The sequence below is a fragment of the Thermomonas sp. genome, from assembly GCF_041905325.1.
GTDB lineage: Bacteria > Pseudomonadota > Gammaproteobacteria > Xanthomonadales > Xanthomonadaceae > Thermomonas.
In genome coordinates, this window is the sequence record NZ_JAYRLK010000004.1 from 129,675 (window position 1) to 144,338 (window position 14,664).

Genomic DNA, 14,664 nt, shown 5'->3' on the forward strand with positions numbered 1-14,664 from the left:
AATCAGCTCGCGAGATGGAGCCCGGCTATCGGCGTTCCCCGGCCCGTTGAAACAACAGTCCGAGGCCGCGTCGGAAGCGGCGCAGCAGCAGTGGCAAACGTCGACCTTTGCCATAGCGTCCCTGCACCCGGCTGGGGGTGGGAAACAGGCGCTCGTACAGCCAATGCAGGCGTTCGCCCCAGCGTGGCATGGCCAGGAAACTGCGCCACTGCATGTAGCGCCAATCCTGCAAGCGCTGCCAATCCAGGGGCTCGTCCAGGCTGCATGCCTGCAACTGGGCAAGCAGCGGCGCGGGGAAGCGGGTACCGAATGCCTGCACGGTTTCGTTGAACATGCGTGCGCAGGCACCGCAGACGCGGCGCTCGCGCGCCAGTGCCGCAAACCGCAGCCACGCGTCCGCATCCAGCCGTGCCGCCAGCAGGTGCACGTCGTAATGCAGCTTCAATGGATCCGGTTCGCCCACCGCCAAATCAAGGGCACGGTTCAGGCAGGCATGCGCCAGTGCGTGCACGGGCGACAGGCCTTGCACGCCGTGCGGCAAGCCCGGCAGCGGCATGGCGTCCCGCCACAGCTCGTCGAAGCCGAGCACATCGCCGAACAGGGGCGAGTTCAGCAGCTTGCAATGCAGGTCCAGTTCGCCGCGGCTGACCCCGTTCACCAGCAACTTGCACTTGCGTTCGAAGAAGAACTTCCCGGGATCCGGCTCCGGCTGGTAGCCATGCCGCGCAAGCAATGCAACGGCACGCTCGACGTCTTCACGGGAAGCGAACAGCAGGTCGATGTCGCGGGTCACGCGCAACTGCGGCCGGGCATACAGCCACAGGCCCAGTGCATTGCCCTTGAGCACCAACACCCGAAGGTTTGCATCGGCAAGCACGCCCCCCACGCGTCGCAGTTCGTGGCTGCGGTACATGTCCAGCATCAATGCCTCGCGTGCGGCCACGGTGAGAGCCTCGCGGAACCCGGCTGGCAAGGCATCGCCTGCCACTGCATGCCGCAGCCGGTCCTCCAACAACGGCACCACACCTTCGCGTCTCGCACAGTCCAGCCAATCCGCCATCGGCACGCCATGCAGATCCGCCGGCACGCTGCCCGCCAACAGGGCGCTCGCCAGCCACTGGCGCAAATCGCTCTTGTCGCGGGCGTGCGCCTGCATCACCGCAACAATCCTTCGAGGATGCCGGTCATGCTGCGCGCCAGATGCTCACGCGAGAACTGCGGTGCAGCTTCATGTGCTTGCCTGCGCAGCTGCTCCATTTCGGTTTCCGCATCAGCCAGCCGTGCAATCTCCATGGCCATGGCTTCCGCATTTTCCGGCGGCACACATACGCCACTGCGGGTATTTCGAACGATTGCGGTTGCCTCGCCCTCCGGCAAGCTCATCAGGATCGGCACACCCATCCCCATTGCCTCGAAAATCTTCGAAGGAATCACGGTGGCAAATACCGGGGTATCACGCAACGGCACGATCGCCAGGTCGCAAAGGCTCCACAATGCCGGCATGCGTTCCTTGGGCTGCCGTGGAATCAGCCGGACATTGTGCAGTCCGCGCTCCACCACCAGCCGTTCCACCGTGGCACGCTCGGCGCCGGCGCCGGCGAAAAAGAAGGCGATGTCATCACGCTCCCGCAGGAATTCCGCCGCTTCCAGCACTTTCGGAAGCGCATGTGCCATGCCATGCGTCCCCATGTAGCCCGCCACGAACTTGCCCTCCAGCCCGAACTCGCAGGCCAGTGAGGCATCGCGTGATCGTGGCTCGTAACGCTCCAGATCCACGCCGTTGATGACCACGTGGATCTTGTCGCGATGGATGCCGCGCGCCACCAGGTCCTCACGAAAGGACCGGGTGACGGACACGATGGCATCGGCGCGGCGGTACAGGAACAGTTCCACCTTCTCCAGCAGGCGGATGGTCAGGCTTTTGCGCATCGCCCCCACCGCCACGATCGATGCCGGCCACAAGTCCCGCAACTCGAAGACGAAAGGCCGCCGCTTGGCCACGCTTAAAGCCCAGCCGCCGATGGCACAGAAAAACTGCGGGGAGGTCGCCACCACGACATCGGGCCGACGCTCGAACAAGCCCATCACGAACCCCATCAGCATGAAGCTCATGTAGTCCAGCGTGCGCTTGAGAAACCCCTCATTGGCGGTGATGTAGGTTTTCACCCGCACCACGCGGATACCGTCCAGCATCTCGACATGGCGCCAGGCATTGCGGTATCCGGCAAACAACCTGCCCTCCGGGAAATTGGGGGCGCAGGTAATGACCGTGACCTTGTGCCCCTCCCGCACCCACCTCCTGGCGTGTTCATGCAGGCGCGTGGCCGGTGCATTGCCCTCGGGGGGGAAATTGTCGGATAGAAAAAGAATGCGCACTACCATCAATCCCAGTTGAATTCGACTCGGCAGACCGCCGCCGTGAATCGCACGACCAGCACCTGCGTCGGCACGGCTTCACCGAAGCGCGGATGCCAGTGTGCGAGCTGCAAGCAAGCCTCGCCACCTTGCACGTGCCAGCGCAAGCCTGTCGCACTCGGTGCCAGCAAATAGCGGGCTTCCGCCTGCTGGAAAAGGCCCTCAAGCGCATCCTCCACGATCAGCGCATGGCGGCCCAATTGCCAACTGCGTCGGTGTACCACCCGCCCCGGCAGGCGACGATACCCGTCATGCCAGCCGGACACATGCAAGGTGCCGGTATCCTGCCAGACGGCAACATCGTGCACGCGGGCGCGTCGCGCCACCCGGAATGCGGACCAAACTTCGGATGAGTCCTGCCCATCCACCCAAACCGTGTTGTGCGCGGCAGTCCCACGTTGGCGCAGGCGCTCGGCATCATTGCCATACGTGGACGTACCGCTGTTCACCAGCATGCGCCGGTCATGCAATGACAGCTCGAAGCTGAGTGTATCGGCATGCGCATGGCCGGGCAGGTAATCCGGGCCGATGGGGGCCAGATCGGCCAGCAGCACGGCCGGCCCCATTTGCAGGCGCATGTAGCCGGAACTTGGCAGTACCTCCATTGCCTGCATCGGGGAACCCTCCACAGGCACCCCCAGTGCAAGTGCATACGCCTCAAGCGGGGCAATCTCAGGGGCAATACCGAAAGCGGCATCGTTGAAGAAAGCAAACCCGCCATCTGGATGCGACATCACCCGCAGCCAGCGCAGCATGCGCCCCGCCGTGGCCTGCCAGGCTTGCACCTCGGCATCCGGCACCACACCGGGAAAATGCGCCGCAAGCTGGCACAGATCCAGCAGATCCTCGACGAGAATGGCGTGGTACATCGGGCTGCGCTCGAAATGCCCGCCATCGGCCAGGATCTGCTCGCGCAATTCGCGCCGCAGCAGCCGCAGCCCGGCGGCACGCCATGCCCGCGCTTCTTCGCCCTCGAAGAACAAACCGGCAAACACCAGCGCCTTGGCATTGGCCCACAGGTGATTACCCAGCAAATGGTGCTCCAGCCGCTTGCGCAACCAGCGCACCTGCACCGCCAGGCTGTCCAGCATGCCCGGCACCGGCGCATTGCCAGCCATCAACCACTTGAGCCAATTGACGATGCGCAGCGATGCCGGATACGGCTCCCAACCGTTACCCTGCGCCGGCGGATTCTCCGTGATCCAGCGTGCTATCAACGCGCGGTGCCAGTCCACACGCACCGCCGCATCGTCCGCGACGAGGTCATCGAAATAATGGGCGTTGTACAGCCACAATTTCGGCCAGTCGTGATGATTCCAGTCCAAGGCCGATGCGATGCGGCGCTCCACCGACAGAAACCGAAAACTGTCGGAACCGGTCATGGAGACTGCGCGCGCACAAGCTGTCCAGCCATCGCCCGCCGAGCACCTTGGCACCGGTGCCGGCCGCAGATCGACGCGCGGCCGATACAGGCGGAACCACAGCCGCGCATGGAACTGCACTGGTCGGAGCCAGCGCAGGGTGTGCCAATAGCGCAGCAGGCGGGCGCGCATCAGAGCGTATCGACATGCGGCCGCAGCGCCGCCACCGTCGTAGCCAGACCACGGGCCTGATAGATATCCAGCAACGCCTCGGCCTCCATCGGTGGGTGTCTGAGGGCCGCGCGCGCGCCCCGAACCGCCATGCAGACACTTACCATGTCAAGGTCGCACGCATGAACCAGGAATTCGTCCGGATGCTGGGCCGTCAAGCCATACGGGGCTAGCACCGCCTCCGGGAAATCCTTGAGGTTGTAGGTCACGATGGTGCCCGCGCCGCATTTGATGGCGGCGGCCAGCACATGCCTGTCATCCGGATCAGGCAGCACCAATCCAGCCTCGATGCCCGCAAAGTCCGTCACCAGACAATCCGGCACCGCCCTGTCCATCAGCGCTCGCGTGTGCTCCAGTTGGGCTCGATCCAGGTCCGGACGCTTGTGCAGCAGGGCCGCCATCCATTCTTCGTGGATGCGATTGGTCCAGCGCGCGCGAAACAATCCGGCAAGGGACAGCCGCAACAGCAGGTCGCGCAGCGGTGCCGGGTACAGGACACAGGCATCGAACACCGCCACGAAGCTCGATGCCACGCTCAGTACCCCATGCCGATTTTCTGCGCCTGCTCCGCCAATGCATCCAGCGCCGTGGCGCTCTGCGCCAGGCTCGCCTTGCGGTACTCCAACAGATCACGGAAATAGATGCGCCGGTGGGTTCCCACCTTGTGGTGAGGGATCTCGTTCCTGTCCACCAAACCCACCAGATGGGGGCGCGACACCCCCAGGAAATCGGCGGCCTGCTGGGTGGTCAACTCGGCATGGATCGGCACCACGCTGATGGCATTGCCCTGCGCCATGTTGGCCAGGATATCCACCAGCAAGCGCAGGGCCGCCACCGGCACTTCGATCTCGTCCTGGCCGTCGATCACCCGCAACCGCGCGGTATCGCCATGGCCGATGCAGGCCGCCAGCAACCGGCTGCTTGTTCGGGCCAACTCTGCCTCCTGCCGGGTGGGGAGCACGGGAGACGACAAGGAATGCGGGGCGCTCATGGGGGATGTACCGGTGACGATGCGGATGGGCAGGACTATAGCACTAGTCGAAATATTCGAAACAAACGAATTTATCGAAAACTCAACCCCTGACAGCTGGGCTACCAGGAATCACGCCAACAGCCGCTCCAGTATCGCCACGATGCGCTCGCCCGTCCGGCCATCCCATAGCGGCGGTACCTGCCCCTGCTTCCACTGGCCGTCGAACAACCGTGCCAGCGCCGGCCCCAGTTTGGCCGGATCGGTGCCAATCAGTTCATTCGTGCCCAATTCCACGGTTTCCGGGCGCTCGGTATTGTCACGCAGGGTCAGGCAGGGCACGCCCATCACCGTGGTCTCCTCGGTGATGCCGCCGGAGTCGGTGATCACGCCCTTGGCGTGCTTCACCAGCCAATTGAATTCCAGGTAAGGCTGCGGGTCGATCAGCAGCAGGTTGGCCGGGAAATCGGGCAGCTCGCGCAGGGTCTTGGCCGTGCGCGGATGCACCGGGAACACCACTGGCAAGCCGCGGCAGCCGTCGCCAATCGCACGCAACAGGCGGCCGAAGCCGTCGGCACTGTCCACGTTGGCCGGGCGGTGCAGCGTGGTGACGACATAGCCACCGGGCTGCAAGCCGTGCTGCTGCACGAAGTCGGGTGCGCGCAGGCGGCCCATGTTCGCCAGCAACGTATCGATCATGGTGTTGCCGACGAAGAAGATGCGTTCCTCGCCAACGCCGGAACGCTGCAGGTTCGTGTTGGCGTGGTCACTCGTGGTGAAGAACCAGTTGGTCACCGCATCGGTGGCCAGCCGGTTGATTTCCTCGGGCATGGTCCAGTCACCGGAACGGATGCCGGCTTCCACGTGCGCCACCGGCACGTGCAATTTCTGCGCGGTGATGGCACAGGCCATGGTGGACGTGACATCACCCACCACCAGGCAGCAGGCGCTGCGCTGCGCCAGCAGCAATTTCTCGTAACCAATCATGACCCCAGCGGTCTGCTCGGCCTGCGTGCCGGACCCCACCTCCAGGTTCACGTCCGGCGCGGGGATGCCCAGCTGCGCGAAGAACTCCCCCGACATGCGCGGGTCGTAATGCTGGCCGGTATGCACCAGTCGCCAGCGCAGCGGCCCACCGGCCTCGCGCCGCGCCTGCATGGCATGCAGGATCGGCGCGATCTTCATGAAATTGGGGCGCGCGCCCGCGATGACGTCAACCAGCACACTCATGCCCTGCCCTCCAGCGTCTGCTGCGCCTCGATGCTGGCGCGACTCACTTCCAGTACCTCATCCAGCGGAATGGGGGCTGGCGCACCGCTGCGCACCGCATCCGTGAATGCCTTGGCGCACATCGTCTGACCCTTGTCCTGACGCCACAGGTTCATCCTCGAAAACCCCTTCCAACCCCAGCCGCGCAATTTGCGGAAGTTGTCCAACTGCAGGACACGGCCGGCACAGAACACCTCCAGGCGCTCCTTGGGGAAGCCTTTGTCGCCATTGGCCAGATAGTGGAGGGTGCCTGTCGAACCATCGGCAAAGCGCAGCATCAGCGTGGCCTTGTCGTCGCGCACCGCCACCGCGGGATGCGCACCCACGGCCATCGCCTGCATGTCGCAAATGGGTGCGCCGGCCAGGTGCCGCAGCAGGTCGATGAAGTGGCAGCCCTCGCCGACGATGCGCCCGCCGCCCACGGCCTTGTCCTGCGTCCAGTGCTCGGCCGGAATGGCGCCGGCATTCACGGTCATGATGAAGTTCCTGGGTTCGGCCACCGTGGCCAGCAATTGCCTGATCTTCACCACCTGCGGCGCAAAGCGGCGGTTGAAGCCCAGCATCAGCAATTGCCGCGGGCGGGCCCGCGCTTCCTGCTCGATCTCGGCCAACTCCTCCAGCGTCAGGCACAGCGGCTTTTCGCAGAACACGTGCTTGCCGGCCCGCAGCGCCGCCAATACCTGCCGTGCATGGGCGTCGTGGCGGGTGGCAATCACCACGGTATCCACCACCGGGTCGGCCACGCAGGCAGCCCAATCCGTGGAAGCCTGGCGGAACCCGTACTTGCGCCCCGCATGCACCGCGCTGACACCGCCGCCACTGGCAACGGCATGCAACTGCGCACCCGCCGCCTTGAACGCCGGGATCAACACGCGCTCGGCATAATTGCCCGCGCCGATGAATGCCATCACGCCGCGCGCGCCCGTTGCAACGGCCGCAGGTTCGGCCAACACGACGCTGCGTTCGACAAGCCGCGCCGGGTCGTTGCGCGGATACTCCAGCACGATGCCCAGCGACGGCTCGCTGGAGGACAGCAGGGCGTAGGCCGCCTCGGCCTGCTCCAGCGGGAAGCGATGCGACACCAGCGGCGCGACATCCAGCGTGCCGCTGGCCAGCATGTCCAGCACCGCTTCGAAATTGCGCTGCTCGGTCCAGCGCACGAACCCCACCGGGTAATCCTGCCCGGCCTCCTCATACGCCGGGTCGTAACGGCCCGGGCCGTAGCTGCAGCTGACCTGGAAGCTCAGCTCCTTTTCGTAGAAATCCGCGCGCGACAGCTCCAGCCCGGTCACCCCCACCAGCACGATGCGGCCGCGCTTGCGGCACATCTGCGCCGCCTCGTGCACCGGCTGGCTGCTCCTGGTGGATGCCGTGATCAGCACCGCATCCACGCCGCGCCCGCGCGAGAACGCATGCGCCACGGCCAGCACGTCTTCGCCGTCCCCCGGGTTCACCACAACTTCCGCACCGAAGCGGTGCGCCAGCGCGCAGCGCGCCGGGTCGTAGTCGATGCCCATCACCCGGCAACCCTGCGCACGCAGCATCTGCACGGTGAGCAGGCCGATCAGGCCCAACCCGGTGACCACCACGCACTCGCCCAACGTGGGTTGCACCAGCCGGATGCCCTGCAACCCGATCGCCGCCAGCACCGTGAAGGCGGCCGCCTCATCGCTCACGCTGGCCGGCACTTTCGCGCACAACGTCTGCGGCACGCACACCACTTCGGCATGCTTGCCGTTGCTCACCACGCGGTCGCCCACGGCGAACCCGCTAACGCCACGCCCCAACTCCGCCACCGTGCCGACATGGCAATACCCCAGCGCCAACGGCTGGTCCAGCTTGCTGCGCACCGCCTCCAAGGTGACCGCCAGGCCGTCGGTACGCACCTTGTCCAGCACCATCCGCACCTTGTCCGGCTGGCTGCGGGCCTTGGCAATCCAGCCCGCCTTGCCGAATTCCACCAGCATGCGTTCGGTGCCGGCGGACACCAGCGTGGCATGGGTGTGGATGGCCAGCTGCCCGGACGCAGGCCGCGGGGCGGGTACGTCCAGCAACGAGGTCTGGCCGGTTTTCAGGCTTTGGAGGATTTGTTTCATTTATGAAGCAACCATGATCAGTCAAATTGAGGGACACGTGCATCCGGTCGGCCACACCCTGAAACAGTTGCCCCGGGGCGCCTGCCGGTCAGACGCATCTCTGTCACTTTGTATTCTCGATAGCGGTAAACATCAGAACGCAGGCGCGCCCAGATACACCCGACTTTGCCGGCACGCCAAACGCCTTTCAGAAAAAGGTAGTAGCAGAAGACACCGACATAACGAAACGGGATGCGGAAAAAGTGCCGCTTCACCCACATTCTTTTTTCGAAGGCATTCCCCAAGAGTTTCGGAATTGCAGCCAAGCCAGTACCAGCAACAAAAGCGATGGCTTCAGCGCTGGAATATTTGTTCTGCTTGTGCAACCAGTGCTCAAGGTCGGGGCTGTCGTGGTGTTCGATGTCCCCCGCCACGTGCGCGATGGCGCCATCCACCAGCGGATGCTCGTTGACCAGCACGTCGGAGAACCGGCAACGGCCGGTTTTCCACGCCCGCAGGATGTCGTGGCGCACTGGCAGCGGTCGGCCCATGAACCACAGCCGGCGCTGCATGGTGAAGCCCTCCGCCGCGCTGCGCTGCATGGCATCGGTCAGGTTGCGCTTCAGTGCATTGGACAAACGCTCGTCCGGGTCCAGCTTCATCGTCCACGGCGCGGTGATGGGCAACTCACGCAAGGCGAAATTCCACTGGTCGCCAAACCCGTGGAAGCGGCGTTGGACCACGTGCACGCCATGCCGTAGCGCGATGTCCACCGTCTCGTCCGCGCTGTGGCTGTCCACCAGGAAGACCTCCTGCGCCCAGCCCTTCAGGTTGGACAGCACGGCCTCCATGTTGTGGGCCTCGTTCAACGAGATCATCACCACCGCGACGGGAGCGACGCCCGGCATCCAGTGTTTGGCGTTGTCTTGCACGCTCATATGGTCTTCACCCAATCCGGGCACTCGCCGCCCTGCTTGATCCAGCGATAGCCGGCCGACATCCTGGCCGCAATCGAGGCCCAACCGAAATCCCGCTCCATCCACGCATGGCCGCGTACGCCCATGGCGCGACGCTCCGACTCGGGCAGGCGCATGGCGTGCGACAGCGCGGCCTGGAGGGTTGGCACATCATGATCGACCCACCAGCCACAACCTTCACGTTCCAGCCCACTCCACGGCGCGCCCCTGGACACGATGGCCGGGCAGCCGTGGGCCAGCGCCTCCGCCACCACCATGCCGAAATTCTCCGAATGGGTGGGCAGCACGAACAGGTCCGCCGCGCGGTATGCCGCGGCCTTGTCGTCCCCGTACAACGGCCCGGGAAACCGGATGCGTTGCAGGCCCAGCCTGTCCGCCTGTGCCTTGATCGCCGCTTCGTGCGCGGGCTCGCCCTTGCCCGCGATTACCAGTTGCCAATCCGGAAACGCGCCCTCGAGGGCCGCCCACGCGTCCAGCAACCGATCAAGCCCCTTCACGGGATGCAAGCGCCCCAGGAACAGCAGGGTGCGCATGCCTTCCTGCGGCCCGCGAGGCACCAAAGGCGGTACGTCGATCCCGTTGGGAATGACAGCAACCGGTGCCCGGAAACCTCGCGCCCGGATGTCGTGGTACTCCGCCTCGCTGGTGGCATGCAGCAGATCCGCACGCGCCAGCACGCGGCGCTGCAACGGCCACAGCAGGCGCTTGCGCCAGCGGCTGTGCCCCAGCGCCCAAGACGACAGTGTGCCGCGTGGGGATACCACCAGCTTGGTGCGCTTGCCCGGCACCACCCAACCGGCAGCGACATTCACCATCGACCACAGGCTGTGATTGTGGATGATGTCCACCTCGTCCGCCGCGTGCGCCAGGGCCCGCGCATGCGCCGGGGAAATGGCGAAACGTTGCGCCACGGGCCACTGCGGATGCACGTCCACCTGCACGCCCGGCACCGGGCGCGCGGCACCCAGGCAGCTCAACCGGACGTCATGGCCTTCCCCGGCCAGCGCCTGGCATAGCCGGGGCACGGAATAGGACGGGCCGGACGCTTCCGCACTGATGTGGGGAACAACGTGGAGCAGCTTCATGCGGCCCCCCCGTCCATCGCGCTCCAGGTGGCGGCGATGTGCCTGGCCCAGCTGCGGCTGCCATCGTCCACCGCGATGCCCGCCTCCGCCAACCAGCGCGAAACGGGAATGGCGAAGCCGGTTTTCCGGCGCTGGATGATGCTGTCCGGCAGCCGATTGGCCGGTGCGCACGCCAGCAACCGCTTGCCGGGAAAGCGCTTGAAACCGTGCAGCAGGGGCTGCAGGCACGACAACAGGTAGGCGTCGACCAGCGGCGTCCGCAGCTCCACGCCGTGGGCCATGCTGGCCCAATCGGAATCGCGCAGCAGTTGGTTGCGCAGATAGGTCATCGATTCGATCTGTCCCAACGCCAGACGCGGATCACCCGGCAAGGCACCGGTCATGGCCCATACCTGCCGCCGCGGATCAAACCCCTGCGTGGCCGCTTGCGCCAGTGCATCGCCCGGCATGGCATCCGGCGCGAACAAACCACGCCGCAGCCACCATGCCCCTTCCAGTGAACGCAACCAATCGGCGGCGTGGCGCCAGCGGGCATTGCCACTGCGACGTGCCCGCCAGCTCCCCGCCATCCGTGCCAGCGGCAGCACACCCGGCAACAACGCCAGCGCCCGCCAGCGCGCCGTCAGCGGCGGCAACTGGCGAAAAATGCCGTAGCCCTGGAACAACTCGTCCCCGCCCACGCCCGACACCACCACTTTCAGGCCCAATTCGGCCACCGCCTTGCTGGCGTACCAGGTGTTGATGCCATCGATGCTGGGTTGGTCCATCGACGCGAGAATCCGTGGCAGATCGGACAGGAACTCCTCGCGCCCCACCCGCCGCACATGGTGGGTGATGCCATAGTGCCGGGCGATCAGGGCCGCCGCCGGCGCTTCGTCCTGCTCGCTGCCGGCGAATTCATCATAGGCGATGGTGATGCCATGCAGGTCGCGCGCGCCGGCCTCCACCATCAACCCCGCCAATGCGCCCGAATCGATGCCGCCGGACAGGAACACCCCCACCGGCACATCGGCCACCAAGTGCCGGTCCACCGATTCGCGCAGCGCCGCGCGCACGCGCTCTTGCAGGATGTCGTCGGGCATGACCTGCGGTGGGGCCTCGCGCCAGGCGCTGCCGATGTCGTGCCAGCACGCCGTGTGCGTCACCGCGCCATTGTCGATCCACGCACAATGGCCGGCCGGCAGTGCCCGGATGGTGCGATACCAGGTGTGCGGCTCGGGCACACTGCCCAGCATCCAGAAGCCGGCCTGGCCCTCCGCGTCGGGCTCCGGCGCTACCAGCCCGGTAGCCAGCAATGCCTTCACCTGCGAAGCCAGTACAACCCCTTGCCGGGTGCGGGCAAGATACAGCGGCTTGATGCCATACGGGTCGCGGGCGGCGAAACCACGCTGCCGCTGGCGGTCCCAGACCACGAACGCGAACATGCCATGCAGCTTCGGCAGCATGTGTTCGCCATGCCGCGCAAACAATGCCAGCAGGACTTCGGTATCGCTTTCGGTACGGAAGACATGGCCATCGGCCACCAGGTCGCGGCGCAGTTCGCGGAAGTTGTATATCTCGCCATTGAAGACGATCACGTAGCGGCCATCGGCCGCATGCATCGGCTGCGCCGCGCGGGCATCGAGGTCCAGGATCGCCAAACGGCGATGCCCCAACACTGCCGCACCGTCCTGCCACAGCCCCTCGCCATCCGGGCCGCGGGCCTGCATGGCGGCCAGCCCGGCCCGCAGGTCGATCGGAGCCGCCCCGGCGCTGCCGAATGCCGCCATCAGTCCGCACATGGCACGGCCTCCCCGGGCGTACCCGCTTCCGGTTGCCAAGGCGGCAACGGCCTTGTCGCGCGCCCCTCCGCGTGCGCCAGAATGCGCTCCAGATACGCAGCCCCGGCATCAGCCCCCAGGCACTGCGCCCAATCGGCAAGCGCGCGCCGCGCCGGCACCGGCACCGGCCCCGCATGAATCACCCGGGCAAGCAATGCTGCCAATGCCTCCCGGTCATCCACCGGAAACACACCTCCGGTGCCGCTGGCCTGTACAACCCCGGCACTGCCGCAAGCGGCAGACACGATGGCCGGCGTACCGGCCATCAATGCCTCGGATACCACCGCCCCCCAGCCGTCGTATCGGCTTGGCAACACCAGGACATCAGCCATTGCCATGCGCCGCCTCACTTCGTGCATCGGCATTGCGCCCATCCACTCTGCCCGTGTACCCAGCAACCGCTGGCTGGTGGCTCGCAACGCATCGTCCAGTGGGCCAGAACCGATCACCTGCACGCAGAACTCCGGCACATCGCTTTTCGAGACTGCAGCCAATACGTCCAGCAGCAAACCCAATCGCTTCAGCTCGATGAGTTGACCGACGAACAACACCCGGAATGGCCGGCCACCAGGAAGCAGATCCTGCACGGCAGGCAATCGCGTCTCGGGCAAGAAATACGCAAACGGAAACACTTTCCCCGGCGACACCCCGCGCGCTTGCACCCATGAAGGCGTGCGCCAGCCCGTCGCCAGAACACCCTGCAGACCCGAACGCCAACGCAGGAAAATGGCAGAGTAAAGCAACCGCTTGATCACACCGCGCCAGCCGGAATCCTCCACGGTTTCCATGACCACCCACTGCCTTGCATGACGCTGCCGCAGGGTGCGCTGCGCCACGCCGACCAAGCCATTGCCTCGCAGCCCCTGGCAGATGTGGACAGCCTGCGGCGGCGCATCTTCAGCCGCCTGCCGCATGGCAGTTGCAGTGCCCACAAGCCGCAGCACCACGCCCGGCATCTTGGGCACGGCCCATCCCTGCCGCAGGCGATCCTCTGTCATTCCGACTTGGGCAACATAGGTCACGCGATGACCGCGTGCAGCGCAAGCACTGGCCAATGCAGCCATGTGCGGACTGATCACCGTCTGCCAGAACCAGAACTCAAACATGCCCGCCCCTTGTCGTGGCGCGCTGCGCCGTGGCCGCCCAAGCCAGCAGCACCAGCGAGAGCATGCCCATGCCGCTGGGCGAGAACAGCGTGGCCTCGCCAAAATTCATGAACAGCACGGTCAGGCATACCGCCAGCGAAGTCATGCCGCCGCGTGCCGCGTGCCGCACCAGCATCCACAACCAACCCAGCACGGCCAGCAACCCCAGCAGCCCCAATTCTTCCCAAGCCGCGAGGAAGGCCACACCCTTTTCAACCGACGCACCGGTGGGCAGGCCCAGCAACGGATCACGCGCCACATCCATGTCGAACGGATCGGAGGCCACGCCAAAACCAATGCCGCGCAACGGGTGTTCCACGATGTTGCCCCACATCTCGTCCACCTTGCTGCCACGCGAGCGGTCGTAGGCCTCCATCACGTTGCTGCTGCCGCCACGCTTGGCCACATATGCGCCCAATTGGGCGCCAAGAAACGGGCCTGCGGCCACCATGGCCAACAGCCCCAGCCCGATGGCCAACTGCACGCGCCGATTGCCCAGGCCCGGCAAGAATTTCCGCAAAGGTCTTTTCGCCAGAACCCTTCCCGTGGCGGCCGCCACCAGCAGCCCAAGCAATAGCCCCAAACCGGCCGTTCTGGCCTCCGACATGACAATCAGCACCAGACACAGCAGAAACAAACCCAACTGCCGCCATTGCGGATTGGGCCGCCCCACGATGCCGCTGCCCAGCCACGCCGCCAGCAGCGCCATGGTCGGCCCGAATGCCTGCGGGTGTGCCAGCACGCCCTGGAAACCGGTGCCGTTGACCATGTAGCCAAGCCCGCTGGCCAACAGCGGCACGCTGGCCAACAGCAAGAGGGTCAGCCCCCCGAACAACTGCCGTTCCAGGCGCTGCCGTGCCTCGGGGTTCAGCCCCGACCACGCCGACAGCAGGGTGGCCGTGGCCACCGTCCAGGACACGGCCTTGAGTACCGACACATCACGTACTGCGCTGAACAGCAGCGCATGCACCAGCATCCCCGTGCCCAGCAAGACCGTCAGCAGCACCAGCCGCTTGACCGACGCCCCGCCGGTGGATACCCCATTCCCGGCACGCAGCAACACGGACACCGCCGCCGCCGCAAAAACCGCATAACGGCCGATGGCCGCCATGGGTACTTCCGGTGCAATACCGTGGCTGAGCAAACTGAACAGCCAGGACAGCGCCAATGCCTGAATGGCCTGTGTGCGGCCGGTGAGGGCATAGAGGGGCAGCAGCATGAATGCCACGCTGGCCGTGGCCGGCGCCCCCAGGCGCAACCCCAACAGAATCGGCACCACCAGCAACGGCCAGCGCAGGCGAGACCGGGATGGTGAA

At 65.7% G+C, this 14,664-nt stretch carries 12 protein-coding genes; all 12 read right to left on the reverse strand.

What is annotated here, in order from left to right; all coding sequences use genetic code 11:
* Positions 1-25: 25 nt before the first annotated feature.
* Positions 26-1,156 carry a nucleotidyltransferase family protein gene (locus tag ACE3OK_RS06040; protein WP_374248651.1) on the reverse strand — a complete coding sequence of 377 codons (1,131 nt, stop codon included), beginning with the start codon at positions 1,154-1,156 and terminating at the stop codon, positions 26-28.
* A complete protein-coding gene (locus ACE3OK_RS06045; protein ID WP_374248652.1) occupies positions 1,156-2,382 on the reverse strand; it encodes a glycosyltransferase family 4 protein in 1,227 nt (408 codons plus the stop codon). Before ACE3OK_RS06045 ends, ACE3OK_RS06040 begins: the two co-directional genes overlap by 1 nt.
* The gene (locus tag ACE3OK_RS06050; RefSeq protein WP_374248653.1) at positions 2,382-3,797 is read right to left on the reverse strand and encodes a heparinase II/III family protein; all 1,416 of its coding nucleotides are present in this window, start codon (positions 3,795-3,797) and stop codon (positions 2,382-2,384) included. The genes ACE3OK_RS06045 and ACE3OK_RS06050 overlap by 1 nt, the downstream gene beginning before the upstream one ends.
* 170 nt (positions 3,798-3,967) lie before the next feature.
* A complete protein-coding gene (locus tag ACE3OK_RS06055) occupies positions 3,968-4,540 on the reverse strand; it encodes a PIN domain-containing protein (RefSeq protein ID WP_374248654.1) in 573 nt (190 codons plus the stop codon).
* 2 nt (positions 4,541-4,542) lie between these two features.
* On the reverse strand, positions 4,543-4,941 hold the full coding sequence (locus ACE3OK_RS06060) for a helix-turn-helix domain-containing protein (protein ID WP_374248655.1): 399 nt from the start codon (positions 4,939-4,941) through the stop codon (positions 4,543-4,545).
* 168 nt (positions 4,942-5,109) lie between these two features.
* Positions 5,110-6,207 (reverse strand): non-hydrolyzing UDP-N-acetylglucosamine 2-epimerase, encoded by a 1,098-nt coding sequence (wecB, locus tag ACE3OK_RS06065; protein ID WP_374248656.1) that lies wholly within the window; start codon positions 6,205-6,207, stop codon positions 5,110-5,112.
* A complete protein-coding gene (locus ACE3OK_RS06070; RefSeq protein WP_374248657.1) occupies positions 6,204-8,342 on the reverse strand; it encodes a bi-domain-containing oxidoreductase in 2,139 nt (712 codons plus the stop codon). The genes wecB and ACE3OK_RS06070 overlap by 4 nt, the downstream gene beginning before the upstream one ends.
* 17 nt (positions 8,343-8,359) lie before the next feature.
* Positions 8,360-9,259, reverse strand: coding sequence for a glycosyltransferase family 2 protein (locus tag ACE3OK_RS06075; RefSeq protein WP_374248658.1), 900 nt, complete (start codon positions 9,257-9,259; stop codon positions 8,360-8,362).
* Positions 9,256-10,383, reverse strand: coding sequence for a glycosyltransferase (locus ACE3OK_RS06080; RefSeq protein WP_374248659.1), 1,128 nt, complete (start codon positions 10,381-10,383; stop codon positions 9,256-9,258). The genes ACE3OK_RS06075 and ACE3OK_RS06080 overlap by 4 nt, the downstream gene beginning before the upstream one ends.
* Complete coding sequence (gene asnB / locus ACE3OK_RS06085; protein WP_374248660.1) at positions 10,380-12,164, reverse strand: asparagine synthase (glutamine-hydrolyzing); 1,785 nt, start codon at positions 12,162-12,164, stop codon at positions 10,380-10,382. Before asnB ends, ACE3OK_RS06080 begins: the two co-directional genes overlap by 4 nt.
* Entirely contained in the window at positions 12,152-13,309 is a 1,158-nt protein-coding gene (locus ACE3OK_RS06090) for a glycosyltransferase family 4 protein (protein WP_374248661.1), read from the reverse strand. Before ACE3OK_RS06090 ends, asnB begins: the two co-directional genes overlap by 13 nt.
* The gene (locus tag ACE3OK_RS06095) at positions 13,302-14,567 is read right to left on the reverse strand and encodes a hypothetical protein (RefSeq protein WP_374248662.1); all 1,266 of its coding nucleotides are present in this window, start codon (positions 14,565-14,567) and stop codon (positions 13,302-13,304) included. Before ACE3OK_RS06095 ends, ACE3OK_RS06090 begins: the two co-directional genes overlap by 8 nt.
* Positions 14,568-14,664: the final 97 nt, after the last annotated feature.

Bases quoted from the DNA above. Each gene is read 5' to 3' on its own strand.
- ACE3OK_RS06070 (WP_374248657.1), bottom strand. From the start codon at position 8,342: ATGAAACAAATCCTCCAAAGCCTGAAAACCGGCCAGACCTCGTTGCTG.
- ACE3OK_RS06050 (WP_374248653.1), bottom strand. From the start codon at position 3,797: ATGACCGGTTCCGACAGTTTTCGGTTTCTGTCGGTGGAGCGCCGCATC.
- ACE3OK_RS06080 (WP_374248659.1), bottom strand. From the start codon at position 10,383: ATGAAGCTGCTCCACGTTGTTCCCCACATCAGTGCGGAAGCGTCCGGC.
- ACE3OK_RS06095 (WP_374248662.1), bottom strand. From the start codon at position 14,567: ATGCTGCTGCCCCTCTATGCCCTCACCGGCCGCACACAGGCCATTCAG.
- asnB (WP_374248660.1), bottom strand. From the start codon at position 12,164: ATGTGCGGACTGATGGCGGCATTCGGCAGCGCCGGGGCGGCTCCGATC.
- ACE3OK_RS06045 (WP_374248652.1), bottom strand. From the start codon at position 2,382: ATGGTAGTGCGCATTCTTTTTCTATCCGACAATTTCCCCCCCGAGGGC.
- ACE3OK_RS06040 (WP_374248651.1), bottom strand. From the start codon at position 1,156: ATGCAGGCGCACGCCCGCGACAAGAGCGATTTGCGCCAGTGGCTGGCG.
- ACE3OK_RS06090 (WP_374248661.1), bottom strand. From the start codon at position 13,309: ATGTTTGAGTTCTGGTTCTGGCAGACGGTGATCAGTCCGCACATGGCT.
- wecB (WP_374248656.1), bottom strand. From the start codon at position 6,207: ATGAGTGTGCTGGTTGACGTCATCGCGGGCGCGCGCCCCAATTTCATG.
- ACE3OK_RS06075 (WP_374248658.1), bottom strand. From the start codon at position 9,259: ATGAGCGTGCAAGACAACGCCAAACACTGGATGCCGGGCGTCGCTCCC.